The sequence below is a fragment of the Allohahella sp. A8 genome, assembly GCF_047946665.1.
Classification (GTDB): Bacteria; Pseudomonadota; Gammaproteobacteria; order Pseudomonadales; family Oleiphilaceae; genus Allohahella.
Window position 1 is genome coordinate 2116193 of the sequence record NZ_CP172312.1, and the last position, 24740, is coordinate 2140932.

General features: G+C 54.9%; 18 protein-coding genes and 2 tRNA genes. 3 read left to right on the forward strand and 17 right to left on the reverse strand.

What is annotated here, in order from left to right; translation table 11 throughout:
- Nucleotides 1-11 precede the first annotated feature (11 nt).
- The gene (locus ACH3PB_RS09430) at nucleotides 12-1415 is read right to left on the reverse strand and encodes a sensor histidine kinase (protein WP_416399218.1); all 1404 of its coding nucleotides are present in this window, start codon (nucleotides 1413-1415) and stop codon (nucleotides 12-14) included.
- Nucleotides 1416-1480: 65 nt separating this feature from the next.
- Nucleotides 1481-3781 (reverse strand): phosphoenolpyruvate--protein phosphotransferase, encoded by a 2301-nt coding sequence (ptsP, locus tag ACH3PB_RS09435; RefSeq protein ID WP_416399219.1) that lies wholly within the window; start codon nucleotides 3779-3781, stop codon nucleotides 1481-1483.
- 223 nt (nucleotides 3782-4004) lie between these two features.
- Between ptsP and ACH3PB_RS09440 the strand changes: the two genes are divergently transcribed.
- Nucleotides 4005-4081: transfer RNA gene (locus ACH3PB_RS09440), tRNA-Arg, on the forward strand.
- A gap of 16 nt (nucleotides 4082-4097) precedes the next feature.
- Here ACH3PB_RS09440 and ACH3PB_RS09445 read toward each other — a convergent pair.
- Nucleotides 4098-5480, reverse strand: coding sequence for a DASH family cryptochrome (locus ACH3PB_RS09445; RefSeq protein ID WP_416399221.1), 1383 nt, complete (start codon nucleotides 5478-5480; stop codon nucleotides 4098-4100).
- Between the two features lie 37 nt (nucleotides 5481-5517).
- A complete protein-coding gene (locus ACH3PB_RS09450) occupies nucleotides 5518-7230 on the reverse strand; it encodes an acetolactate synthase large subunit (RefSeq protein WP_416399222.1) in 1713 nt (570 codons plus the stop codon).
- A 373-nt stretch (nucleotides 7231-7603) separates the two neighbouring features.
- Here ACH3PB_RS09450 and ACH3PB_RS09455 point away from each other — a divergent pair, with 373 nt between their 5' ends.
- The gene (locus ACH3PB_RS09455) at nucleotides 7604-7987 is read left to right on the forward strand and encodes a hypothetical protein (RefSeq protein WP_416399225.1); all 384 of its coding nucleotides are present in this window, start codon (nucleotides 7604-7606) and stop codon (nucleotides 7985-7987) included.
- A gap of 58 nt (nucleotides 7988-8045) precedes the next feature.
- Here ACH3PB_RS09455 and ttcA read toward each other — a convergent pair whose 3' ends face one another.
- Both ttcA and ACH3PB_RS09465 read right to left on the reverse strand, forming a co-directional pair.
- Entirely contained in the window at nucleotides 8046-8987 is a 942-nt protein-coding gene (ttcA, locus tag ACH3PB_RS09460) for a tRNA 2-thiocytidine(32) synthetase TtcA (RefSeq protein ID WP_416399226.1), read from the reverse strand.
- A 69-nt stretch (nucleotides 8988-9056) separates the two neighbouring features.
- Nucleotides 9057-9815 carry a DUF547 domain-containing protein gene (locus ACH3PB_RS09465; RefSeq protein ID WP_416399228.1) on the reverse strand — a complete coding sequence of 253 codons (759 nt, stop codon included), beginning with the start codon at nucleotides 9813-9815 and terminating at the stop codon, nucleotides 9057-9059.
- A gap of 243 nt (nucleotides 9816-10058) precedes the next feature.
- On the opposite strand from ACH3PB_RS09465, the gene ACH3PB_RS09470 reads away from it, so the two are divergent.
- Nucleotides 10059-10571, forward strand: a complete 513-nt coding sequence (locus ACH3PB_RS09470) for a DNA-J related domain-containing protein (protein WP_416399230.1) — start codon at nucleotides 10059-10061, stop codon at nucleotides 10569-10571.
- On the opposite strand, the gene ACH3PB_RS09475 is transcribed toward ACH3PB_RS09470, so the two are convergent.
- The 11 genes from ACH3PB_RS09475 to ACH3PB_RS09525 form a co-directional block, all read right to left on the reverse strand.
- The gene (locus ACH3PB_RS09475) at nucleotides 10549-11688 is read right to left on the reverse strand and encodes a MalM family protein (protein WP_416399231.1); all 1140 of its coding nucleotides are present in this window, start codon (nucleotides 11686-11688) and stop codon (nucleotides 10549-10551) included. The genes ACH3PB_RS09470 and ACH3PB_RS09475 overlap by 23 nt on opposite strands.
- Nucleotides 11689-11707: 19 nt before the next feature.
- Nucleotides 11708-13360 carry an outer membrane protein transport protein gene (locus ACH3PB_RS09480; protein ID WP_416399233.1) on the reverse strand — a complete coding sequence of 551 codons (1653 nt, stop codon included), beginning with the start codon at nucleotides 13358-13360 and terminating at the stop codon, nucleotides 11708-11710.
- A gap of 15 nt (nucleotides 13361-13375) precedes the next feature.
- Complete coding sequence (locus ACH3PB_RS09485; protein ID WP_416399234.1) at nucleotides 13376-14407, reverse strand: transporter; 1032 nt, start codon at nucleotides 14405-14407, stop codon at nucleotides 13376-13378.
- A 75-nt stretch (nucleotides 14408-14482) separates the two neighbouring features.
- The gene (locus ACH3PB_RS09490) at nucleotides 14483-15292 is read right to left on the reverse strand and encodes a C39 family peptidase (protein ID WP_416399235.1); all 810 of its coding nucleotides are present in this window, start codon (nucleotides 15290-15292) and stop codon (nucleotides 14483-14485) included.
- Between the two features lie 175 nt (nucleotides 15293-15467).
- A complete protein-coding gene (locus ACH3PB_RS09495) occupies nucleotides 15468-17408 on the reverse strand; it encodes a SurA N-terminal domain-containing protein (RefSeq protein WP_416399236.1) in 1941 nt (646 codons plus the stop codon).
- A gap of 123 nt (nucleotides 17409-17531) precedes the next feature.
- Complete coding sequence (locus tag ACH3PB_RS09500; RefSeq protein WP_344803615.1) at nucleotides 17532-17804, reverse strand: HU family DNA-binding protein; 273 nt, start codon at nucleotides 17802-17804, stop codon at nucleotides 17532-17534.
- A gap of 238 nt (nucleotides 17805-18042) precedes the next feature.
- Nucleotides 18043-20514 carry an endopeptidase La gene (gene lon / locus ACH3PB_RS09505; protein ID WP_416399436.1) on the reverse strand — a complete coding sequence of 824 codons (2472 nt, stop codon included), beginning with the start codon at nucleotides 20512-20514 and terminating at the stop codon, nucleotides 18043-18045.
- Nucleotides 20515-20787: 273 nt separating this feature from the next.
- Nucleotides 20788-22071 (reverse strand): ATP-dependent Clp protease ATP-binding subunit ClpX, encoded by a 1284-nt coding sequence (gene clpX, locus ACH3PB_RS09510; RefSeq protein WP_416399239.1) that lies wholly within the window; start codon nucleotides 22069-22071, stop codon nucleotides 20788-20790.
- Between the two features lie 113 nt (nucleotides 22072-22184).
- The gene (clpP, locus tag ACH3PB_RS09515) at nucleotides 22185-22799 is read right to left on the reverse strand and encodes an ATP-dependent Clp endopeptidase proteolytic subunit ClpP (RefSeq protein ID WP_416399240.1); all 615 of its coding nucleotides are present in this window, start codon (nucleotides 22797-22799) and stop codon (nucleotides 22185-22187) included.
- Between the two features lie 245 nt (nucleotides 22800-23044).
- The gene (gene tig / locus ACH3PB_RS09520; protein WP_416399242.1) at nucleotides 23045-24406 is read right to left on the reverse strand and encodes a trigger factor; all 1362 of its coding nucleotides are present in this window, start codon (nucleotides 24404-24406) and stop codon (nucleotides 23045-23047) included.
- A 236-nt stretch (nucleotides 24407-24642) separates the two neighbouring features.
- Nucleotides 24643-24727: transfer RNA gene (locus ACH3PB_RS09525), tRNA-Leu, on the reverse strand.
- Nucleotides 24728-24740: the final 13 nt, after the last annotated feature.

The window sequence follows — 24740 nt, forward strand, 5'->3', positions numbered from 1 at the left end:
TGTCCAGTGCATTAGAGCTGCAGTTCGTCCAGCATCTCTGACGGCACCTCGATCACCAGCTCAGTACCCCCTCGACGCTCGCCGGTATTCGAAGCTGTATCTTCAGAACCGCTTATCCTGCTGGCGCGAATCTGTATGCCAAGCAGCCTTGCAAGTTCTGTAGCCGTCACCAATCCCAGGCCGGTGCCCTTGGCATTGGCAAAAAACTCGCTGCGATCTTCAGGTGGGTCATTGATATGCGCAATGAGCTCCTTGCTGAGCCCGGTGCCGTTATCGCAGATTGCAAGGATGAGCTTATCGCCACGCGTCCGGGGCAGTCGCACCTTCAGCTCGTGTCTGGTCGCACGGGCGTGCTTGACTGCATTATCCATCAGGTTGCTGCAGATACGCTCGAACAGACCGCGATCGGAGGCCAGCATGACGTCTGCCGCGCCGTCTCCTGGACTCTCGAGACTGAAAATGAAGCTGGGGAACTCTGCGCGTAAGCCCTCAAGCACTTCGCTCAGCTGGAAGCGCTGCAGCGCCGGACTGATAACGCCCAGTTCCAGACTGCTGAGATCCAGAAACGAGCGAAGTTGACGCTGCAGTAGATCGCTCGACAACTTCAGGTGCTGAACGATCATGAGCAACTCGTCGGTCCTCGGGCTACTCATTGTGTCGGCAGCACCGTTTTGCTGCTGTGGCGAAGGCTGTGTTTCCGGGAGCGCGCGGACCTGGTCACCCAGCCCACTGAGCAGCAACTGTATCGCGCCGAGCGGTTGACGAAGGTCATGACTGGCCGAGGCGAGGAACCTGGTCTTGCTGCGATTATCCTGTACGGCTCGTTTCCGCGCCGACTCGATGTAGCACAGCTGACGGAAGTTCTGCCGCGCCGAGCGCTCCAGCAGAACAGCACCGATCACGCCCAGCACATTGGCACTGAGCAGGAAGTACGCTTCGAGTAGCCACGAAATATGCGCAAAATCGTAGGCCCATGCCAGGGCCAGGTAGACGAGCGTATAGGTGAAGGAGATCAGCGAGGTCAGTAACACCGGCAGCGCGATCAGGTAATAACCGAAGGCCAGTGCGAGAAAGAGCCCGTCGTAAGGTACCGGAACCTCTTTCATGTGACTGATCGTAATAACAGCGACCACGCTCAGTCCAGCGGCCAGATAGCTTCCGGCATAGACCGTCATGAATCGTTCATAAGGCCAGTCACGGTGCTGTGCCCAGAGCACCAGTAGCATGCAGGGTGTGACAACGAGCAGACGCAGGGACACCGTGAGTGCCGCTACGCGAGCCGGGAAGATGAGATAGTCCAGCACGCTGTAGATGATGAAAAACATCAATGCGGTGGCATAGACCAGGTTAAGCCTGCGCTTGATCTGCGCAAGTCTGTACTCGCGCCAATCGAGGACGGCAGCGGTATCCTTCACACATGTACTCTCTTATTGTTAGTTTATGCAGATACCGGTCTTGCGGCACCCGATGTCCGGTCTTCCTAGTGCGCCCCGGCTCTTATCAGACCGCCGAGCCCATGCTGTTCAAGCACCTCGGTCAATCGCTGACGGATGGCAGACTCCGTCTTCATCATCTGGACTTCATTCCACACCGACACGGCTACTGACTGCGGAATGCTTCTGATAACCCACTTTGTTTTCGGCAAGGTGTAGGCCGACATGCTCAGTTGATCGATCCCCATTCCCATCAGCAAAATAACGGCAGCTGGATCGGCGGCCATTTCGCCACAGAGGCTCGTCGGCAAGCCGAGCGCCTTCGCCTGCGATACGACAGATTTCAGCCCCCGCAATACCGACGGCTGGAACCAGCTGTAAAGCTGGGACACCTTGACGTTGTTGCGATCAACGGCCAACAGATACTGGGTAAAGTCATTACTGCCAATGGATATGAAGTCGATATGCTCGGCAAGCTGATCGAGAATCAGCATCGCGGACGGCACCTCGATCATGATACCCAACTTCGGCAGGCTGACTTCATAGCCCTCACTCTCGAGCTGCAGTACTGCCTCGGTCAGCAGCTGCCTGAACTCGAGCACTTCATCTAGCCGGCTGATCATTGGCAAGAGCAGACTGAGGTTATCCAGCCCGATATTCGCTCGCAGCATTGCCCTGATCTGCGAGAGAAAGATGCTCGAGTTATCGAGCGTGAAACGTATGCCCCGCCAGCCAAGGAAAGGATTGTCTTCAGTGAAGACGAAGTAAGGCAGATTTTTGTCCCCACCGATATCCAGCGTTCGCATGCAAACGGGTTTGGGATGATAAGCCTCGAGAACCGGCCGATAGATTTCAACCTGCTCGCCTTCAGATGGAAACGACTCATGCATCATGAAGGGTATTTCGGAGCGATACAGCCCTATACCTTGCGCGCCTCGGGAGAGCCCAGGCGTGATGTCAGCCAGCAAGCCCGTATTGGCCATGAGCGTTACGGCCGTACCATCCGGGGTCTCTGCCGGAAGGTCGCGAAGCGCATCCAGCCCCTTGAGGAGCGCGGATTCCTGGGTGAGGAGCTTGCGGTACTCACGCTGCAACTGCTCGACCGGCTTGAAAATGACGATGGCGCGGTAGCCGTCGAGGATAGTTTCTGCCTTGTCTATGCGGTTTGGATCCAGCTCACCAACGCCGAGCACGGCCGGTACGCCCAGCGCATTGGCCAATATCGCCAGATGGGACAGCGCAGAGCCTTTGGTACAGACGATGCCTGCCAGCTGCTCCGTCGGAAACTCAGCGATGTCACTGATACTGAGATCAGAGCCGACCAGTATCGTCGGCCCCGCTACTCCCGCGATATCATCCTCTTCGCCACGAAGCTGGGCATAGACGCGCTGGCCAATGTGGAGGATATCTTCAGCCTTTGCCTTGAGATAATCATCTTCCATGGTCTCAAAGGCCCGCGCATGATTCTTTACGGTCTTGCGCAGAGCGGTCGCCGCAGTCCAACCAGCCTTGATATAGGTCTCTATTTCGTCGGCAAGGCTGCGATCTTCCAGAATCATGCGGTACATGCCGTAGAGTGCGAGCACATCCTTCGGCAGATTGCCGCGCATGCGCTCCTTCTGTTCCTTCAGGTCTTCCTTGGCGGCTGCAAGCGCCACCCTGAAACGTTCGACCTCGGCATCCCGATCTGCATCCCTGTCGGACGAGACATCGGCCAGCCTGGTGTCGACGATCCCAGCCAGCGTGTGCTTGCGCTTCAACCACAGCGCCTTACCCATGGCAAGACCACTGGCGCCTTTGACGCCACGAAAGCGTATGTTGACATCCGGCACACGCTCATCGCGCAGATGCAGGTCACCGTTATCCAGCGACTGGTCGAGCGGTCCGGCCAGCTGAGCAGCGATGGTAATCGCAAACGCTTCCTGCTCGAGGGTGAATTTTTCAGCAGCGTGCTTCTGGATGGTCAGCACGCCGATCAGCTTGCGGAAATGGACGATGGGCGTGCCGAGGAATGACTCGAACGCCTGCTCGCCGGTCTGGGGGAAAAATACGAAATTCGGATGCTTCGATGCGCGCTCGACGTTCAGCAGCGCCTGATGTTCAGCAATGTAGCCAACCAGGCCCTCACCCCGTGGCAGACGCACCTGGTTGATGGCACTCTTGTCCAGGCCCTCAGTAGCCTTGAGCACAAAACAATCTTCAACTGCATCAAGCAGATAGATACTGCAGACCTCAGCCTTCAGGGCCAGGCGGACACGCGAGACGATCAATTCGAGGAGCTGACCCGGCTCGTCCAGATCGGCTGCCACCTGGAATATTTCTCTGAGGGTATTCAACGGCTCTAGCATAAAACGGGTATTCCGGATCTAGACGGCGGCGAGGACCCTAGACTAGCAAGAAATGCCTTGCCTGAATACTTATCGGCGGCATCCGCGCCCGCCAGAGGCGAATTTAGCGGATTAGCGATGCATCGGCGATTGCCATAAGTTTGAAGTCTGTTACAATCCACGCTGCCCAAGAGGGTGTGCTACCCGGAAGCGTTCACAAGAAGCTGGTGGTAGTGCCTTTTAAGGGTCTGTAGCTCAATTGGATAGAGTAGTGGCCTTCGAAGCCATTGGTTGCAGGTTCGAGTCCTGCCAGGCCCACCATTATTGCCCTTCCTGATTATTCTTGTTGTTCCTGAGTCTGCCAGCGCATGATGAAGCGCCCTTCGGGATCATAACGCTCAGCCTGCTCATGCAGGTTGAAACGCCGTTGCCCGTGCGGGTCTGTGCCGACGCCAGCCAGATACTGCCAATTACCCCAGTTATTCGCCACGTCGTAATCGACAAGCCATTGCTCGAACCAGGCAGCGCCATATCGCCAGTCCACCTGTAATTCATTGACCAGGCAACTCGCGACAAGTTGGCGCGCGCGGTTCGACATCCAGCCAGTGAACTTCAGTTGCCGCATGGCGGCGTTGACGATCGGCCACTCTGTGCTGCCCTCGCACCAGGATTTGAATGCCTGCGGGTAGAACGTGGTCAGCTTGCGCTTCTGCTGGATACCCTTCTTCAGAAAAAGTCTTCGGCCGTATTTGTAGAGCAACCACTGGTAGTATTCACGCCACAGTAGTTCGAAGTAGAGCCAGTCAGTGGAATCGTTATTACCGTGAGCCAACTCAAATCTGCTTATGGCTTCGGCGACCTGTACCGGCGATAGACATCCAGCGGCCAGCCATGGCGAGAGCTTCGACGAGAAGTCCCAGCCATCGAGCCCGTTTCTCGTGGCCTTGTAGCGGCTGATCAGCCTGCTCTGTACCGTATAATAATCAAGCTGGGCCTTGGCAGCTCCGACGCCGCCCTTGAGACGATCGGTCAATTCGGCGACGGGCTCTTCAAGCCCCGCTGGTATGGCTGGTTTGGACAGCTGGGGAATATCTGGCGGGCTGCCGTCTGATATGCGTCTTCGGAGTAGCAGGCTGCCGTCGTCGATCTTGACGACGCACAGAGGCATCAGGCTCTCGAGCACCGCGGCCCGGCCGGCCGAGGGTAGTTTTCCGAGCGTGCTCTGGTTTCGAGCCTTGCGACCTTCCACCGCTGTTTTGAAGCGCGTGAATTCATCAGGCATTTCAGCCAGCTCGAAGGGCAACTGTTCCGGTTCAAACAGGGTGCTGCCGAACTCTTCGATTAATCCGAGGTCTGGAAAATAGGCGCGGGTTGCTTCTATCGTGGCATTTTCATACGGACCCGGGTGTGCGCTGAGGCCAAGCGTCGTGGCTCCCGTGGCTGCAAGCAGCTGCGGCAGCAGGCGCCGGGGCTGACCGTAGAACACATGGAGCACCTGCCCTACCCGATGCAGCTCCGTATCGAGCGCAAATAGTGTCTCAAGCAGAAAGCGCCAGCGATGACAGCCGATGCGACGCAACTGCAACTCTGCGTGCGTAAAGAGTGCTGCATCGATGAAATAAACGCAGTAGAGGTGATCGACCTGGCGAGCTGTGCGCTGCAGTGCCGGATTGTCGTCAAGCCGCAGGTCGTTCTGGAACAGAAAGAGCCCGGTGATCACAGCGGCCGCCCGTTGGGCGAGAGGTCGTAGTGGCGCATCAGGCGAGGAGACAGATGCGTTCGGACAGCTCGTTGGTAAACACGCGGGTGTTCTCGGAGTAGTCGATTGGCACGTCGAGGATGTGCACGCCACCCACCTTGAAGCAGTGCTCGAGCAAGGGCACGATATCTGCCGCGGCTTCGACTCTATGCCCTTCAGCGCCATAGGCTTCGGCATACTTCACGAAATCGGGGTTACCAAAGCTCAAGCCAAAATCTTCGAAGCCTTCCTGAGATTGCTTCCATTTGATCATGCCGTAGGCTGAATCGTTGACGATGAGCACCACGAGATTGAGCTTCAGACGCACAGCGGTCTCCATTTCCTGGCTATTCATCATGAAGCCGCCGTCGCCGCAGATCGCGAGCACAGGGGTCGTCGGATTGAGGTAGGCCGCCATCATGGCGCTGGGCAGGCCGGCGCCCATACTGGCGAGCGCGTTGTCCAGCAGAACCGTGTTGGCCTTGTGAGCCTTGTAGTTCCTTGCGAACCAGATCTTGTACATGCCATTGTCCAGCGCAATCACACCCTCGTCCGGTATGACCTTGCGCACATCGGCGACCAGGCGCTGAGGCAGCACCGGGAAGGCGTCGGAGTCGCAGCGCTCCCTGATCTGGCGCTCGACCTCCACCTTCACCTTCTCGAAATAGCTCAGATCATGCTCGATAGCATGAGACTGGTTGACACGTGCAGCCGCCAGACTCCGCTCCAGATCCTGCAATGAATTCGCAATGTCCCCGACGACCTCGACCTGCGGAAAATATACACGGTGGACATCAGCAGGACTGAAATTGATGTGGATGACTTTCTTGCCACCCGGCTCCATGAAGAAAGGTGGCTTCTCGACGACGTCATGACCCACATTGATGATGAGATCGGCATAGTCGATGGCGCAGTGCACGTAGTCTCCACTGGAAAGTGCGGCTGTACCAAGGAAGCGCTGGTGACGTTCGTCCACCACGCCCTTCCCCATCTGGGTATCGAAGAAGTACAGACCTGAGGACTCGATGAAGCTCAGCAGCGCATCCGAGACGCGCTTGCGGTTGGCGCCAGCACCGATGAGCACCAGCGGATGGCGACTTTCGGCGATGAGTCTGACGGCTTCTTCGATACTGGCGCTACTGGCCGACGGTCGCCGCACAAAGCTGCGCTCGAAGATGTGTACATCACGGTCCGGCAGCTCTTTGGCGATATCTTCCGGCAGTTCCAGGTGAACCGGGCCAGGTCGCTCGTCTTCGGCCAGGCGAAAAGCCTCCCTGATACGCGCCGGAATATTATTCGCGTTGATCAACTGATGCGTGAACTTGGTCAGGGGCATCATCATGCCCACTGTGTCGATGATCTGAAACAGGCCCTGCTTGGATTTCTTCACCGGCTTCTGCCCGGTGATCATCAGCATCGGCATAGCGCCAAGTTTGGCGTAAGCCGCACCGGTAACCAGGTTAGTCGCGCCCGGGCCAAGCGTCGAAAGACAGACACCTATCTGGCCGGTCAAGCGCCCGTAAGTTGCAGCCATGAAAGCCGCTGCCTGCTCATGACGAACGAGAATCAGCTCGATACTGGATTTTCGAATCGACTCGAGCAGGTCGAGGTTTTCTTCGCCCGGCACACCGAGAATGAAGCATACACCTTCTTTCTCAAGCGCCTGAACGAAGAGGTCCGATGCCTTGATCTGCTGAACATCATTGGCTGAAACCGATATTTTCTCGCTCACTTGGCCCTCCGGTACAGGTAAAACGCTTCGATCCTGAAGGTACAGCAAATATTTACGAGCGTCATCAGTGTCAAATATCGGGCGAGACGCTTTGTAAAAATGGCTTATTGTCAGCCGCCAGGGTGGACTGTATTTACGATTTTACAATTGTTACAGCTTGAGATTCGCTTGCGCCATCATCGACCGACAATGCTCCGCATCTTCGACAGAGAACCGCGAGCGTGCAAAAGCGTAAACCTCCAAAGGGGCCAGCGGGGAGCAGATACTCTCAGGCAAGGAAAACGGCCCCGAATTCATAATTTACCTTGAGAATGGCACGCAACATGCTGATATTCCGCGCGAACACCACTTCAACCTCAGGGAGAGTATGGTTATGAAAGTATTAGATCCGAAAGTTCATGGAGTTCTCGATTATCTGCTCGCGATCGCATTTCTGATCGCACCAAGCGTCTTCAACTTCGTGGAAGTCGCCGCGACATTATCCTATGTGATTGGTGTCGTGTATCTGTTGACTTCCATCATCACGAAATATCCGCTCGGCCTGGTCAAGCTTCTGCCGTTCCCGGTTCACGGTGTATTGGAAGGCCTCATGGCTGCAGCCTGGATCGTATTCCCCTGGCTGTTTGGCTTTGCAGATGATGAGGCAGCGAGGAACTTTTTCATCATCGCTGGTGTAGGCTTGCTGATTGTCGTCGCGCTGACCGACTACAAAGGCATTCACGTCGAGCGCAGCCACGGCACACATGCGCGAGTTTAGAACTGACAGACCGTAAGACCAAGGGCCCTCGAAGGGCCCTTTTTTATAGAGATGAGACTCAGGACGCCGCGTTACCGGTCAGGCTTTCTGAGCGTAGTGAGGCGAAATCGAACAGCTGCGTATCGCACAACTGCGAAGGTGCAATGTTCTGCAACGCAGCGAACATGTTGTCCAGCCTTCCAGGCGTTTCACGCTCCCAACCCTGCAACATGTCCTTGATATTCTGGCGCTGGAGATTTTCCTGACTACCGCAGAGGTTACAGGGAATGATCGGGAAGGCTTTCAGATCGGCAAACTTGCTCAGATCCTTCTCCGCGCAATAGGCGAGCGGCCTAATGACGACATTGCGACCATCATCACTCTTCAGTTTGGGCGGCATCGCACTCAGCTTGGCGCCGAAGAACATGTTGAGGAACAGTGTTTCGAGTATATCGTCACGGTGATGCCCCAACGCAATCTTGTTGCAGCCATTTTCCTGGGCAAAGTTATACAGAATACCCCTGCGCAGCCTGGAACAGAGACCGCAGGTGGTTTTGCCTTCAGGGATGCGATCCTTGACGATGCTATAGGTGTCACGTTCGACAATACGATAATCGACTCCAAGCCTATCCAGATACGCCGGCAGCACGTGCTCGGGAAATCCTGGCTGCTTCTGGTCCAGATTGACAGCCAAGAGGGAGAATTCGACCGGCGCGCTTCGCTGCAGGGCCATTAAGATGTCCAGCATGGCATAGCTGTCCTTGCCGCCACTGAGGCACACCATGATCCTGTCACCGGCTTCGATCATATTGAAATCAGCGATGGCCTTGCCGACGTTGCGACGAATGCGTTTCTCAAGCTTGTTGGCATTGACCGAACCAGGCCGCAGTCCCGGTTGCTGATCGTCGGCTTCATCCACTGCCCGTAACGGGATGCGGCCGCCCGCTGCAGCTGCAAAGGCATCAGTGTACTGGACGGTAGGCCCTAGCGGGCGTCCAGCGGCATCTGTATTGATTGACATGGGCGTGCGTAAACCTCGAAGCGGCAAAATGTCTATGATACTACATGAGGCGAATCGGCCACAGTCTGCTCAGCGCCTGATATCGTTCAAGCGCCAATCATAGTCGTAGTCGATGTCTTCAGGCTTATTGCCACCGGCGAGCAGCTGGCTCGCGTGATAAGTCTGCAAGTGTTGGAAGAGCTCAGCCTCAGCGCCAAAGTCCGCAGCATACCAGTCATAGATCGAAGACAGCCGAAACTGCCCTTCTCCCAGCACCGCCACACCTTTACTCTGATTGATGAAGGTCTTCGCTGCCTCGTCCAGCTGTTGCTCGAGTGCATCGGCCGAATAAGCCTTGGGAGCCAGGTTCGGACAACCAATGCTCGCGCAGTTCACCGCATAGTGAATGCGCTTGTCCTGCCAGATCGGTCGCAGGATTCGATGCTCGATATCGTTGAGCGTGAGCTTCTTGCCCGCGACCGTAGTGACTTTCTCATCCCACGGGCCGGTGTTGAAGAAGCCGCCCTTGATCTTCTTGATGCTGTCCACAGGATACGCGTCGATGACCAGTTGAACGGTCAAGACGTTATACAGATTTATCCAGTACGCCATTTGCTCAGCTCTGTTTAGAGCTCTCGGGTCGATGGCTGTTAGACCGTCGATATAGGCGCGCAAGCGCCCGGCGTCATCCGCTTTCAGCGCGGCATAATCCACGAGCGCGTTGCCCTGTTCGTCATGACTCAAATGACTATTGAGAATGCTGGTCCAGCGCTCGTGATCGATCTCATGTTGCGACTGTTCGTCGGATTTGTCCCAGAACGGCCAAAGGTCCGACTTCGGCGCCGCCATCAGATGCGGGCTGGCCAAAAGGAGGCAAAGTGACAACACAAGGCCTAGACTAGGCATTCGAGATCGTATGGTTTTGGTCCAATTCGGCCGGAGCTTCATGATCAGACTGCCTTCTCCTGACAAGTGGTTTATCGAATGGGAAAGTCGCTATTACAGCAAAATCCGCTTCACTGTGATGAGGATTCAAGATCGGCGCCAACATTGCCGTGTCGAACCGACGATATGGTGTCAATGAGAGCAGCGTTGTCTCAGCGGATCGAAGCGCTGCAACTGGCAATCGACGAGCTACTGCGCACGAATCGCGGACCCACTACCGAGCAGCAGTTGATCCAGACGCTTTCCAGCCCACCCTATGCCCTCATCGACTCAGCTGGTCTTCGTTCGCCGCTTGGCCTCTTTCAACTGCACTTTCTGATATTTCACTCACTGTACAGTCTGCGTCAGCGGGACGCACGGATACTCATACACACACTCCACATCGGCTACAACAGACCCAGTGCTTCAGACCTCGACGACAGAGACCTGGCAAGTGAAGATTTGGCTCCGACGCCCATGAGCCAGGTCGACTGCATCGAGCATATGCAGGCTACTGCCGAACCGCTGGCGCAATACTACCTGGACCTCGACAACCTGTTCACGACCTCATCGGGCGACGTGCAGGCGCTGCTGGGCAACTTCTGGAATGCCTTTGGGAGGCATGTGACTGCTTCTTCTTCGACGCACCGGGAGGTGGTCAGGGAACACCGACAAGACTGAGCTGAACGGTCCCGTGGCGCACATGGTTCAATACATCGGGGCCATATTCGTCGGGATATACCACACTCTTGCGCGACTGATCCCGCTGGCGAGACAAAATCACGGCATAGGCCTCGCGTTCGGGATCCAATTCGAGAAATCCCTCCAGATAGGCGCGCCGAAACCAGGACTCTGCTTCGTAGCTGTAAACGATGTCGTTGAACAGGCGAACCGGCTTCCAGTCCTTGTCGAGCGTCAGGACCGCCGGATAGTAAAGATCTGACTTGTTGGCGTTGACGAAGGAGCGAAGACGGACGCGTCTGGTGCGCTCCAGTTCATCGAGGCTGACTACCCGGAACAGGCTACGTCCCGTTCCAAAGCCATAGTCGGCCTCGTCCGCGGCGATGTTGAGGACGATGCCATCCTCACCATCGAGCTCATCTACCGGGTACTCAAGCTTGCGCATGTAGTCCAGCAGCTCGGCACAACAACTGTTGGCCAGACGGTCAATGTCACGCGTCTCCTGAGCCTGGTTCAGCCCCAAAATTCTGCTTGCTTCAGCGTCTGCTCCCTCCGGCACAGGCCTCCCCGACAGCCACTGCTCCTCCGCAAGAATCTGCTGGCCATCAGGCAGGCTAGCCTCGGGCTTCTGCGTCTGCCCTACGTCCTGATAGGGCCGACTATGAAACTGGCCTGACTCATCGATATAGGTGTAGAACTTCTGCCGGCCGTCGCGCTGAAAGCCGGATTTCTCCAGTTCAGCCGCATCGATATAACTTTCATCCGGCTCGAACCGCCCGCCATTTGCCTCGGCACCGGCTGCCGCTTCAGCTTCAGCTTCGCGAACTTCAGCTTCGAGCGACACGCCGTTTTTGGCTGCTGGGTCCTGCGCATCGGCACTCGGCGCAGCAGGACCTGCATGGTCATCACCTGCATCAGCCTCCTGCAGACCCAGCTCTTCCTCTGCATCACCTGAAGCTGATGTCGACTCGACACGTCGCACTTCCACGCTGCCATCTTCACGTGTAATGGTCTCGTAGCGTTCAGCACTGATCGGATAGGCAAATCCGAGGAAAAGCAGCCCAAGGCCTAGTACGATTGACCGTTGAGAGCAGTCAGTAATCAACGAGAGTGCCATACAGTTGTCTGGTCCAGCTCTAGAATTTCGTGGTGAACGAGATGGCCGCCTGCACAATCTTTGTTGTCGTTCTCACGTCCAGGCCCGCATACGGGTTCAGAATAATATTGTTGATGGCTGTCGAGTTGACGTTCAAGCTCGAGTTGGCGGGAATGCTGACAGCTGAGCGCAGATAGCCAATCGCCACGTCAACGTCCGAGTCCCGATCCCACTTGTAGCCCAGTCCGAGCCCATACATTGTCGCGTCACCCAAAGGGTTTGCGGTATCTCGTCTGTTTCTCGGAATTGGGGAGTCACGGAATTCGACACCTGCCCGTAGATCCAGACGACTGGTCGCATGAAATTCCACCCCTAAAGCGAGGTTCCAGACGTCCTGATACTCAAGTGGCAGCGTCAGCGTCGTTTCCGTGGCATTCGGCGACAGCAGGCGTGCGGCACCCAGAAATTCGAGCGGCCGGTCAAATGTGAAGTCGAAGGCATCCCACGAGCTATAGTCGGTCCAGCCCAGGTCTGCGTTTACAGTAAAGGCGTGATTGAGCTTGACGCTGATGCCTGTCTGGAAATGCGCTGGATGCGTGAAGTCCATTGAGACGTTGCCGGACTCCTTGGGAACGCCGCTTGGCAGGCCGAAGATGGCCCCGCCTATTGCGCCGAATAGCGAGCCTGTAAAGCGCTGCCAGAAAGCCTGCCAATCTTCGGTATACTGGACCTCGAATTGACCCTTGAGCTTCATTTTGGCTTCACTGGTATAACTTGCCCCCCAGCTGAACCAGTCAGTTGGCGTCCACGTCAGACCAAGGACATATTTGGGTGACAGCGTTTCCTGGGTTTCAATGGTGATACCACCGATGTCATCCCACGGTCCGATATCACCGCCGCATAGTCCGAGAAAGGGTGCGAGCGGTTCGTTACCGGTTTCACAGTTGAAGGCTGTCTGCAGTTCCTCCGCTACACCGACCAGCAGGTTGGGTGCACGTGCGAAGGTATCGATACCGATGGCCTGCTGCGAGAAATGAATGCCCAGGCCAACGGACCAGTGATCATCGATCTCGTAGGCTACGGTCGGTGACAGGTAGGTAAAGCGCTGAAGCACGGCTGTCTTGGCAAGATAGCGACCAGGATCATTGTGCGAACGGTAATAGCCGACGAGATCAGGTGCGTAGGTCATGTTGCCGAAGGTGAATTTCGAGCCCGGGGGATTGTACGAAAACCCCGTTGAAGGGAGCACACCAGGCCCTTTAGGCAGGCGGATGATACCGAAGCCTGGCAAATAGGCTGCCAGCGTAATCGTTCGACCGTTGCCACTTTTAGACAGGATCGGGTCGTTTTCCACGCCGTCGATGCCGAAGATGTTGTATCCCGGCGGTGCATCGAACTTTGTCTGGATACTCGCTCTGACGTTCAAGAGCGTAACATTGAGATTGCGCCCTTCAAGTTGGGTCAGACCAGCGGGATTGAAATGAATGGCCGCGATTCCGGGCGTGTCTGCCGTCACGGCATTGCCAAGCGCCAAGGCTTTGGGCGAAGTGACCAGGTTGGTCGCAAGCTGGGCCTGTGCCGTTGGCGTAGAGAGCGCCAGCGCAAGCAGTGGATAAGCCAAGCGTTCGCTGAAGCCCTTTTCTCTGATGCGAGCGGGATATTTCGCTGGCCGACCGGCGATTATAGGTTTCATAGCATGAGCCCCGGCTTATTCAGCGTCTTTCAAGCCGTCGATGTTGATGGGTACTGAAACACCCAACAGCACGTCCGGTGATTCTTCTGTGAGACCGAAGCCAACGCTCGTGTTGATGATCTTCGTCTCAGAGACACGAATACCAAGGGCAAAGCTCATCAGGCCACTGACCTGATCCTCGGCAGTGATGGTCGCCTCAGCGCCGCCAGTGCCTGATAGCTTAAGTCTGGTCTCATCTGAGTAAGACAGCTGTGACGAGACGCTCAGAGAGACATCGTATGAAAGCGCGTAGGAGAAGCCGGTGGAAAGCGACAGTGAGTTAGCTGGTTCGACTTCACGCAGAATAAGACTGCCCCGCACCTGATTGAGATCGGTTTGATTCACCCCGTAGCTTAACGACAGGCTGCTGAAAACAACAACCGGATCCAGCACCTTGGACCAGCTAGCGCCGCCGCTGAAGCTGTAATAACCGCTGCCCGTCGAGATCTGACGGTTCAGGTCGATCTCATAGGGGCTGGTGCCCGTCTTCGTCTTGAAGCCACCAAACAGGGTATAGGACGCTTCACCCGGCACATAGGCGAAGGGCTGCCATCGGGCGGTCAGTGTGACGTCGCCCCAGTCCGTGTTAGCGCGCTCTTCCTGGGTATCGTATTTTGCTACGAGTGGAATCCGGGCCGAAAGGGTCAGGTTATCCAGCAAGCCAAAGTCGATGCTGAAGCTATTGGTGAATGTGTGCTGGGCCGAAGGCACGACGTCGAAGTTACGGGGAGTGCCGTTGACGATGTCAATGTCGAGGCGCTGATCGCCAAAATAGCTGTAGTCAAAGGCATAGGTCAGTGACTTCTTGCCCTTCTTCAAGAGCGAGTAATTTTTCTCGGCAGCCTGAAAAACTTCTTCCAGCTGCTGTGCAGAATCCGTATCCCCTTCACCCTGAGTCAAGGCTTCACGAGCTTTGTCTACCGAAGAAGACTCCTCCTCGGCCTGCAGGTGCTGACTACCTACGATCATAGTCGTCACAACGCCAAGACGTACTACCCAGTGTCTCATTTAAATTCCTTTCTAGTTATTGTTTCTCTGCACTGCAGACTGGTGTCCCCCGGAATGAACCGCACCAGCCAGCGCTTAATTGCGTTTGAAGTGTAGAAACTTATTAGTATTTTCAACCGTTCCGTCGGGTTTATTCTTAGCTCGCTCGAAAGCATTCTGTAACTTGAACTCGGTCGCCTCGTGGAACTCCGGAAAGTGGCGATAGGCGTTCAGCGTAAATGTCTGCTCATCAATGAAGCGCATATCTTCCTCCCTCAGCTCCAGCCCATCGATAGGCTTTGCTGTCCCCGGAAACACGATGAAAAGCACGTTCTGGTCCCAATGTTCCTTGAACAGCTCCTCGGTGAAGGTCATGTTGCCCAGCGAAGGATCTGCGATGAAGACACGGCCGTTTCTGACAGCTCTGACCACGACGAAGTGTTTGAAACCACCGTATTCGATCGGAACGATGGCCGGATGATCCAGCGCCTTGAGATCTTCCATTTCAGCCTTGAAACCACCTGATGGATAGCCCAGGGCTGTAACCAGACGCTTGAAGTCGAGCATTGAAAAGCCACGGCGCTCGACAATGCGATCTGCATCCCCGTAGTGCAGCAGACCTTCCATGATTTGCCGTTCCTCAAAGGTACGGCCGAGATAATGCTCGAGAACGGTGGTCAAGGCAGCCGACCCGCAACTGTAGTCGTAGGCCTGCTTGGTGATATTGCGGAACTTTTGGACCTTCGCCGGCTCAACTTCGTAGTTATAGCGAACGAAGGCCAAGTCGGCGTTACTCACGTTGATGCCGTATTGATGCACATACTGGCCGTCTTCGTAGGGCGGGGAGAGTACAAACTCATCCACCGTCTTGAACGCCAGTATCGAACCTGTGAGTATCAGAAACATAACTCTGCGCCGGGCGGTATGGTTTTCGATGATCGGTTGCAGCGGCGTAGAGATGGCTCCACGACCCGCTGATACCGATAACATTTGCTTACACAAAACTTTGGCAACAGTACCCGATTATCACTTTGTTTAAAGATAACCAGTTAGCAAACTGCCCCCGCAGCGGCCTGCGCTGCTAGGGTTTTTCGACTTCTGCCGTCTCCCGAAGACGCTCGAAATACAGACCGAGCTCCTGCTGCGCGATCCTGTTTTGCAGCAGCGCTTTGAGCGTACCGCGTTCAGCAGCTGAGAGCGTCTCTTCAGGGTGACTTACGCCCTTGAGCGCAATGACAAATATGGCATTGCCTTCGGTGAAGGTCTGCACAGGCATTGCAGCAGCACCTTCGCCATCAGCAGGCCTCTGCATGGTGAACGCAAGACGAGCAGCATCGGCATGCTGAGTATTTTGCCTGGGGCTGTTCTCGACCTCTGTCCACTCAGCGCCTTCTATATCCGGCAAAGCCGAAGCGTCAGATGAACTGGCTGCATGGAATGACTCAAGTTCTTTCTCAACCCGCGCCTCGAGCTGTTTGAGCGCCTTCTCTCTGGTGAGTTTCTTGCGAATAGCCGCTGAAACTTCGGACAATGGTTGCACTGAGGCGTCCTGCCTATCGGACACTCGCAGCACGACACTATTCTCGTCATCGACCTCTATCAGCTCACTGTTGTTACCATCTTTGAGAACATCGTCTGAGAAGGCCTGAGCCCGGACGGTCGGATTACGAACGAGACGCCTCTCGAACTCGTCCAGCTGCTTCGACGAGCCTGATTCAGGATAGACTTTGCCCTTGCGATCAATGAGAGGTGTCTGCAGCACCTCCAGCCCCAGCTCTTCCGCAGGGCCCTTGAGGTCGCCAGCGCTATAGCTCAGGTCTGCCAGCTTTTCGCTTTGCTCCAGAAGACGGCTCTCTGCCTGACGCTTGCGAAGTGAATCGAGCAACCTCGGCTTCGCTTCGTCGAAGGTGGGCACGTCGGCCTTTTCGATGGCATCGACCTTGACGACATGAACACCGTAGTCAGATACCACCGGATCACTGATCGCACCTTCCTCCAGAGAGAAAATCGTCTCGTCCAGCTCTGGCAGGGTGCCCTTCGCGATCAAGCCGAGACTGCCACCTTCGTCCTTCGTACCAAGGTCATCCGACCGCTCTGCTGCCAGTGCAGCAAAATCAGCGCCGCCTCGAAGCTGCTCCACAAGCTCAGCTGCTGCTGCAAGCGCTTCCTTCTCATCACGATCGCCGTTGACCTCTAGCAGGATGTGGCGAACACGTCGCTCCTCGCTAGCTGCAAAGGTGGCCTTCTCTTCTTCATACAGCGACTTCAGTTCCCCCTCGGCAGGCTCGATGCCAGCCGCGACGGAATCATGGTCCAGACGCACATAATTGAGCTTTACACGCTCCGGTAGCGCATAGTCGGACTGATTGGCCTCGTAGTATTCCTCGACATCTTCTTCAGTGACGGTAACGTCATCGGACAGCGCTGCAGCATTGAGGCGGGCGTAAGCGAACGATCGCTGCTCTCTGTCGATGCGAAGAATATTATCGAGCTCGGCCTGAGTGACGACAGCTGTCTGGCTAAGACCGTTCGACAGCTGATTGAGCATGAGATCCTTTCTCAACTCTTCCCGGAATGCCGTAGGCGACAGACCGATGCTACTGACAACCGAGAGGAAACGGTCCTGATTGAATTTGCCGTCAACCTGAGCCTGTGGCCAGGTAAGGATGAACTGGTTGATTACCTGATCCGAAACAGTCAGCCCCAGATCTTCGGCAGCTTGCAGTCGGACACGCTTGGTTATTTCATCTTCGAGCACACTGCGACGCAGCGCGTTTTCATCGATCAGCGAGGGATTGAAGCCCTCACCCATCTGATTGTAGAGCTGTCGGGTTCTGAGCTCGACCGCTCTCTGGAATTCGGTGTCGGTGATGGGGTCACCGTTGACCACAGCCACTTCAGGCTCCCCGCTTATACTGCCGATAATCGATTCGACACCGAAAAGTGCGAAGGTGACGATGATGAGGCCAACGATGATCTTGGCAACGGTGCCTTGGGCGTTATCGCGAATATTCTGTAGCATAAAGGGTACGGTAGCTTAACGAAGGGTGGACGAGTGTAGCGCAGAACCTGGCACTGGTCAGCAGCACAGTTGCCAGACAAAAAAAAAGGCGCTATGACACGCCTTCTTCCGCAGTAGATATGCTTAGTTCACAGCATCCTTCAGCGCCTTGCCGGGCTTGAATGAAGGCACCTTTGATGCAGCAATGTCGATAGCCTTGCCTGTCTGCGGATTGCGGCCTGTACGCGCTGATCTTTCCTTGACGGCAAATGTTCCAAAACCGATCAGCGTTACCTGATCGCCCTTGGCGAGTGTATCTGTCACAGAATCCAGAATTGCGTCCAATGCTCTGCCGGCGGCTGCCTTGGAGAGATCGGCAGATTCGGCGACGGCATCAATAAGTTCGGATTTATTCACAAAGAACCCCTTGTCTTAGAACTGAAGGTTAGAATTGTTAAAATTTAGCTGGCAATGGGCAAAGCCGGAAGTGTCTTGACGAAGCGCCTACAAACCGACATCGGTCTGAAGCCCTTGATACACAACGCTTCACAGAGCGCAAGTTATACCAACTCGCCAAAATAGGGTCAACCGATTTCACCGACCCAACGCCCTTTTTTCCCGGGCGCCAGGCCAGATTCACACGGTCCGCAGACGATTAATGGTGAGCCCGATGGTCGGTATCACCCTCATCATCCTTCTTCTTGTCGGGCTTCTCGGCATCTACTTTTGCGACACCGTCCTCGCTGGCAGACTCGGCAGACGCCTTGGTGAACGGCGTGCTTTCAAGCGCAATCGCGAGCACTTCATCGATCCAGCGCGCCGGAATGATTTCCAGCTCATCCTTGATATTGTCCGGTATCTCCTTGAGATCCTTGACGTTATCGTGTGGGATAACGACTTTGGTAATACCACCGCGGTGTGCTGCAAGCAATTTTTCCTTGAGTCCACCTATCGCGAGCACCTCGCCGCGAAGCGTGATTTCGCCGGTCATGGCGACATTCGCATTAACCGGAATGCTCTTGAGACTGGACACTAGCGCGGTGCACATCGCGATGCCGGCACTTGGTCCATCCTTGGGTGTGGCGCCTTCAGGCACATGGACATGAATGTCGAACTTTTCATGAAAATCGTCGGCGATTCCCAATAACTGGCTGCGTCCACGAACCACGGTAAGCGCTGCCTGAATCGATTCCTGCATCACATCGCCCAACGAACCGGTCTTGATGACCTTGCCCTTGCCCTTCACGGCGCTGCACTCAATGCTCAGAAGCTCGCCACCCACCGAAGTCCACGCCAGGCCAGTGACCTGCCCTATGCGGTTCTCAGAGGCTGCCCTGCCGTAGTTGAACTTCTGTACGCCGAGGTAGTCGCCCAGCTTTCCACCAGCCACCGTAATAGGCTTGCGCTTCTTGCCAGCACTCTTCGGCTTAGCGGCTTTGCCTGGAACGCTCTTGGTCGACTTCTTACCGCCAGCTTCGGCCTGGATCTGCTTCATGACCACCTTACGGCAAAGCTTGGCGAGCTCGCGCTCCAGCCCGCGCACACCCGCTTCCCGCGTGTAGTAGCGAATGACTTCACGAATCGCCTCCTCTTCAACGGTGAGCTCATCATTTGCCAGGCCGTTATTCTTCATCTGTTTCGGCAAGAGATAGCGTTGCGCGATCTTGACCTTTTCATCTTCGGTGTAGCCCGGTATGCGGATGATTTCCATACGATCCAGGAGGGCTGACGGAATATTCAGCGTGTTCGACGTACAGATGAACAACACTTCCGAAAGATCGAAATCGACCTCGAGATAATGGTCATTGAAAGTATGGTTCTGCTCCGGGTCGAGCACCTCCAGTAAGGCCGACGCAGGATCGCCACGCTGGTCCATGCCCATCTTATCAACTTCATCAAGCAGGAAGAGCGGGTTGCGTGAGCCGGCCTTCGCCATCTTCTGTATCAGTTTTCCAGGCAAGGAACCAATGTACGTGCGTCTGTGACCACGGATTTCGGCTTCGTCACGAACACCACCAAGCGCCATTCTGACGAACTTTCTATTGGTGGCCTCAGCAATGGACTGCCCCAGGGAAGTTTTGCCGACACCAGGGGGGCCCACCAGGCACAGTACAGGCCCCTTGAGTTGACGCACGCGGCTTTGAACGGCGAGATACTCGAGTATCCGTTCCTTGACCTCATCAAGACCGTAATGATCGTCATTGAGCACTTCTGTAGCGCGGGCAATATCATGCTTGACCCGCGTGCGCTTCTTCCACGGCACCTGCGTCAGCCAGTCTATATAGCTGCGGACCACGTTGGCCTCAGCAGACATCGGTGACATCATTCTCAGCTTGCCAAGCTCCGCAGTTGCCTTTTTAAGCGCCTCTTCCGGCATGCCCGCCGCACGTATCCGCTCTTCGATATCATCGAACTCATTACCCGCCTCATTGAGGTCACCGATCTCCTTCTGAATAGCCTTCATCTGCTCGTTCAGATAGTACTCACGTTGACTCTTTTCCATCTGCTTCTTGACGCGACCGCGTACCCGGCGATCGACCTGGATAAGATCGACTTCGCCAGACAGATACTGGATCAATTTTTCGATACGGGCTGAGAGCTGACGCGTCTCCAGGAGGTCCTGCTTCGACTCGAGCTTCAGTTCCAGATGCGCGGAAATGGTGTCAACCAATCGGGATGGCTCATCAATCGTCTTCAGGGAATCCGCAAGTTCCTGGGGGATCTTCTTGCTAAGCTTGACGTACTCCTCGAACTTTCCACTCATGACATCCAGCAGCTCGCTCAGATCGCCTCTGGCAACATCCGGAGCGAATTGCCTGACTGTCGCGGCGGTGTAGTCGTCCTGATCAAAATGAACGAGCTCTGCGCGATTACTACCCTCGACCAGCACCTTGACTGTGCCATCTGGCAGTTTCAGCATTTGCAGGATGGTGGCTACTGTGCCGATCGAATGCAGACCTTTACGGCCAGGATTTTCGTCTGCAGGGTTTTTCTGTGCGACCAGCATGATTTCCTTGCTGGTTTCCGTTGCCGCCTTGAGCGCAACTATAGACTTGTCTCTACCAACGAAGAGAGGCACCACCATCTGGGGGAAGACAACGACATCTCTCAATGGCAGAACCGACATGCTGACCACTGACGCAGAATCACTCATAAATAACCTCGAACTGACTTGAGAGAATTGGCCCTTGTAGACTACACCAGAACCAAACGAGGTTCAGCACTACGACTCAGGCTTAATCTGAAGAGAATATGATGGTTATCTGGGGGCGTAAAAGTGAATTACAAGTTAAAGGCCGCCAGTCGGATCTCGATCCGGGAGCCTGGCGCAGGCCAGAAACGCATCGAGCGCCGGGAGGGCGCTCGATGGTTAGAGATGGTACTGAGCAGGCAGACCGACTCAGTCCTCTGCGGACGCGGCTTTCTGTTCGGAGTTCTTGTAAATCAGAATCGGATCTGACTCACCAGATATCACACCATTGTCGACAACGACCTTGCAGACATCTTTCTGCGACGGTATGTCATACATGGTATGCATTAATACACCTTCCAGAATAGAGCGAAGTCCTCGAGCACCGGTCTTGCGATCCATGGCCTTGCGAGCCACTGCTCGAAGCGCGTCGTCACGGAAGTCGATATCGACGCCCTCCATTTCAAACAACTTCGCATACTGCTTGGTGAGCGCATTCTTAGGCTCAGTCAGAATCTGCACCAGGGCTTCTTCATCAAGTTCAGTCAGCGTGGCAATTACCGGCAATCGACCGACGAATTCGGGGATTAGACCGAATTTCACCAGATCCTCAGTCTCGACATCCTTCAGGAGCGCACCCACGGCCTTGGAATCAGACTTGCTCTTGACCACTGCACTAAAGCCAATACTGCTCTTTTCCGATCGATCACTGATGATGCGATCCAGGCCCGCAAATGCGCCGCCACAGATGAAGAGGATATTCGAAGTATCCACCTGCAGAAACTCCTGCTGCGGATGCTTTCGGCCACCCTGAGGCGGAACGCTGGCAACAGTACCTTCGATCAACTTGAGCAGGGCCTGCTGGACACCTTCACCAGACACATCACGGGTGATGGATGGATTGTCTGACTTTCGCGAAATCTTGTCGATTTCGTCGATATAGACAATACCACGCTGCGCCTTCTCGACGTCGTAATCACATTTCTGCAGAAGTTTCTGAATGATATTTTCAACGTCTTCACCAACATAACCAGCCTCAGTAAGGGTGGTCGCATCTGCTATGGTGAATGGGACGTTGAGAAGACGAGCAAGAGTCTCTGCAAGCAGGGTCTTACCGCTACCAGTCGGGCCGATGAGCAGAATATTACTCTTACCCAGCTCTACCTCGCCCTTCTTGTCTTCGTACTTCAGACGCTTGTAATGATTGTATACAGCGACCGCCAGCGCGAGTTTCGCACGCTGCTGCCCGATGACATACTCATCGAGCGTCTCCTTGATTTCCTTCGGCGTAGGCAGACGATCTGAATCGTCCTGCGAGCCGGATTCCTGAATCTCTTCACGGATGATGTCGTTACACAGGTCGACACATTCATCACATATAAAAACTGAAGGTCCCGCAATCAGCTTGCGAACCTCGTGCTGGCTTTTACCGCAGAAGGAGCAATACAGCAGCTTGCCGCTATCTTCGCCTTTGCCGTTTTTGTCATCAGCCATCATATCACCTCATAAACACCGAATCCGCGCCCGCCCGACGATCTGCCGGCTACTGGCCGGCAGGACGAACACCATTCATGCGCGGCCTACTACCAAACCGCTTCCCATTTCGCTCAGACGGGCTGACTGCGCTCATCCAGAACCTGGTCGATCAAGCCATATTCTACCGCAGCGTCGGCACTCATAAAGCGGTCACGGTCGGTATCTTTGGCAATTTGCTCAATACTCTGGCCCGTATGCTTAGCAAGAATACCATTCAACTTATCCCGTAGACTCAGGATTTCCTTAGTATGGATTTCAATATCAGAGGCCTGCCCCTGAAAGCCACCAAGCGGCTGGTGAATCATCATTCTGGAGTTCGGCAGTGCGAAACGCTTACCTTTGGCACCACCAGCCAGAAGAAATGCTCCCATACTGGCCGCCTGACCCATGCACATGGTCGACACATCGGGCTTGATGAACTGCATGGTGTCGTAAATTGACATACCCGCGGTGACGACGCCGCCTGGAGAATTGATATACAGGTGAATATCCTTGTCCGGATTTTCACTTTCGAGAAAAAGTAGTTGGGCCACGATAAGATTTGCCATGTGGTCTTCAACCTGACCGACAAGAAAGATGATTCTCTCTTTCAGGAGTCTTGAAAAGATATCGTACGAACGCTCACCACGAGCACTTTGCTCAACAACGATAGGTACGAGGGCGTTCATTGGATCTGACATAGTCATTCAACAGGTTCCGATTGAAGGTGAAAGCGGAGTCAGCTAGTTCGACGATTTAAGATACGTCGGCGTTGGCCGATACGGCTTTTTCAAAGACTAGATAAAAATGCCACGAAGCGCAATCAAAGTCAGGGCCGTCAGGCCCTGTAGAGAAGCATAACTATAATACACTAGATGCCCTGAAACGGGCCGGCGAGACGCCTGACAGCCGGGAGCAGACCGAATGGTTTACCCCCAGCCGTAACGGAAGCTTAATCTTCTGAAGCGGCTTCAGTCGGGCTATCAGCCGACTCATCGGCCTTGCCACGTGCAGGCTCATCCTTGCGGATCGCTTCCTGATAGCTCACCTGGGCATCTTCTACCTTGGCGTTATCCATGATGTGTTTCACCACGAGATCTTCCATCACCACAGATTCGACCTGAGCACGCTGCTCTGCATTCGACTTGTAGTACTTGATGAACTCTTCTGGCTCCTGATAAGAGGCAGCCATATTTGTAATCTTCTCATCAACCAGATCGTCGCTAGCCTTGATACCCTGATCCTTGACGATCTGGGCGAAGATAAGACCAGTCTTCACACGCTTCTCTGCCTGATCTTTGAATAGCTCGGCCGGCAGTTGACTGGCCTGGATCTGCCCGCCACCACCGAAGCGCTGTACGGCATCTTCACGCAGGCGATCGATCTCCTGGTTGACCAGAGCGCTCGGCACCGCAAACTCGTTATGTTCAATCAGCTGATGAACAATACTGTTCTTCAATCTGTTTTCGATCGCCTGATCGCCTTCGCGCTGCATGTTGCGCTTGACCTCGGCACGGAAAGCTTCTTCCCCACCTTCGGAAACGCCGTACTGCGCAAAGAATTCGTCGTTGACTTCAGCCAGCTGCTGCGATTCAACCGTGTGTACCTTTACTTCGAACTGGGCAGCTTTGCCTTTAAGGTTTTCAGCGTGATAGGCCTCGGGGAACTGGAGCTCCAGTGTTTTCTCATCGCCTTCCGACAGGCCAATGAGACCTTCCTCAAAACCAGGAATCATGCGCTTGGCGCCTATGATGATCTCCTGCTTCTCGGCTGTACCGCCTTCAAAAGCTTCGCCGTCGACTATGCCTTTGTAGTCGATGATTACACGGTCACCGTCTTCGGCAGGGCCCTTTTTGGTTTCCCAATTCGCGCTCTGCTTGCGCAGTGTCTCGATCATGGTGTCGATGTCGGCATCAGACACTTCTGTGGTTTCACGCTGTAGCGAAATCTTGTCGAGGTTCTTGATCTCGATTTCCGGATACACTTCGAACACAGCCACGAACTTGAGGTCTTCTCCGGACTTCAGGTTCAGGGGTTCAAACTTTGGATGACCAGCAGGATTGATGGACTCTTTCTGCAGCGCAGCAATATAAGAGTCGCGCATGACTTCGCCGACCACTTCCTGTCTCACAGACGGCTCAAAACGTCCCTTGATCACGGACATAGGCACCTTGCCAGGACGGAAGCCATTGATTTTAGCTGATCCGGCGGCTTTCTGGAGTCGCTTGTTGACTTCAGACTCGACAGTGGCCGAGGGCACGTCGATGGTCATGCGGCGTTCGATTGGGGAAGTTGATTCTACTGAGATCTGCATGAATGTCCTCTAAGCCTGGTCAGTACTGATTGGCTTCGGACAGCTCGCCAGGCGCGTTGTTGTAGCAATATGATCGGATATCGGGGAAATCCCCGTTTGCGGTAGTTAGTACGGTAACTGTTCAGCACGCCATCAGTATCGATGACGCTTCAGACAAGCACATGTCTGACAAAATTCGGTCTGGCAATTATCTGGCAAATAACTCGCCGGGTATTGCGGCGATTGCACTCCGACATTGGTGCGAAAGGAGAGACTCGAACTCTCACGCCTCGCGGCACTGGAACCTAAATCCAGCGCGTCTACCAGTTCCGCCACTTTCGCATGTCGTCAATTC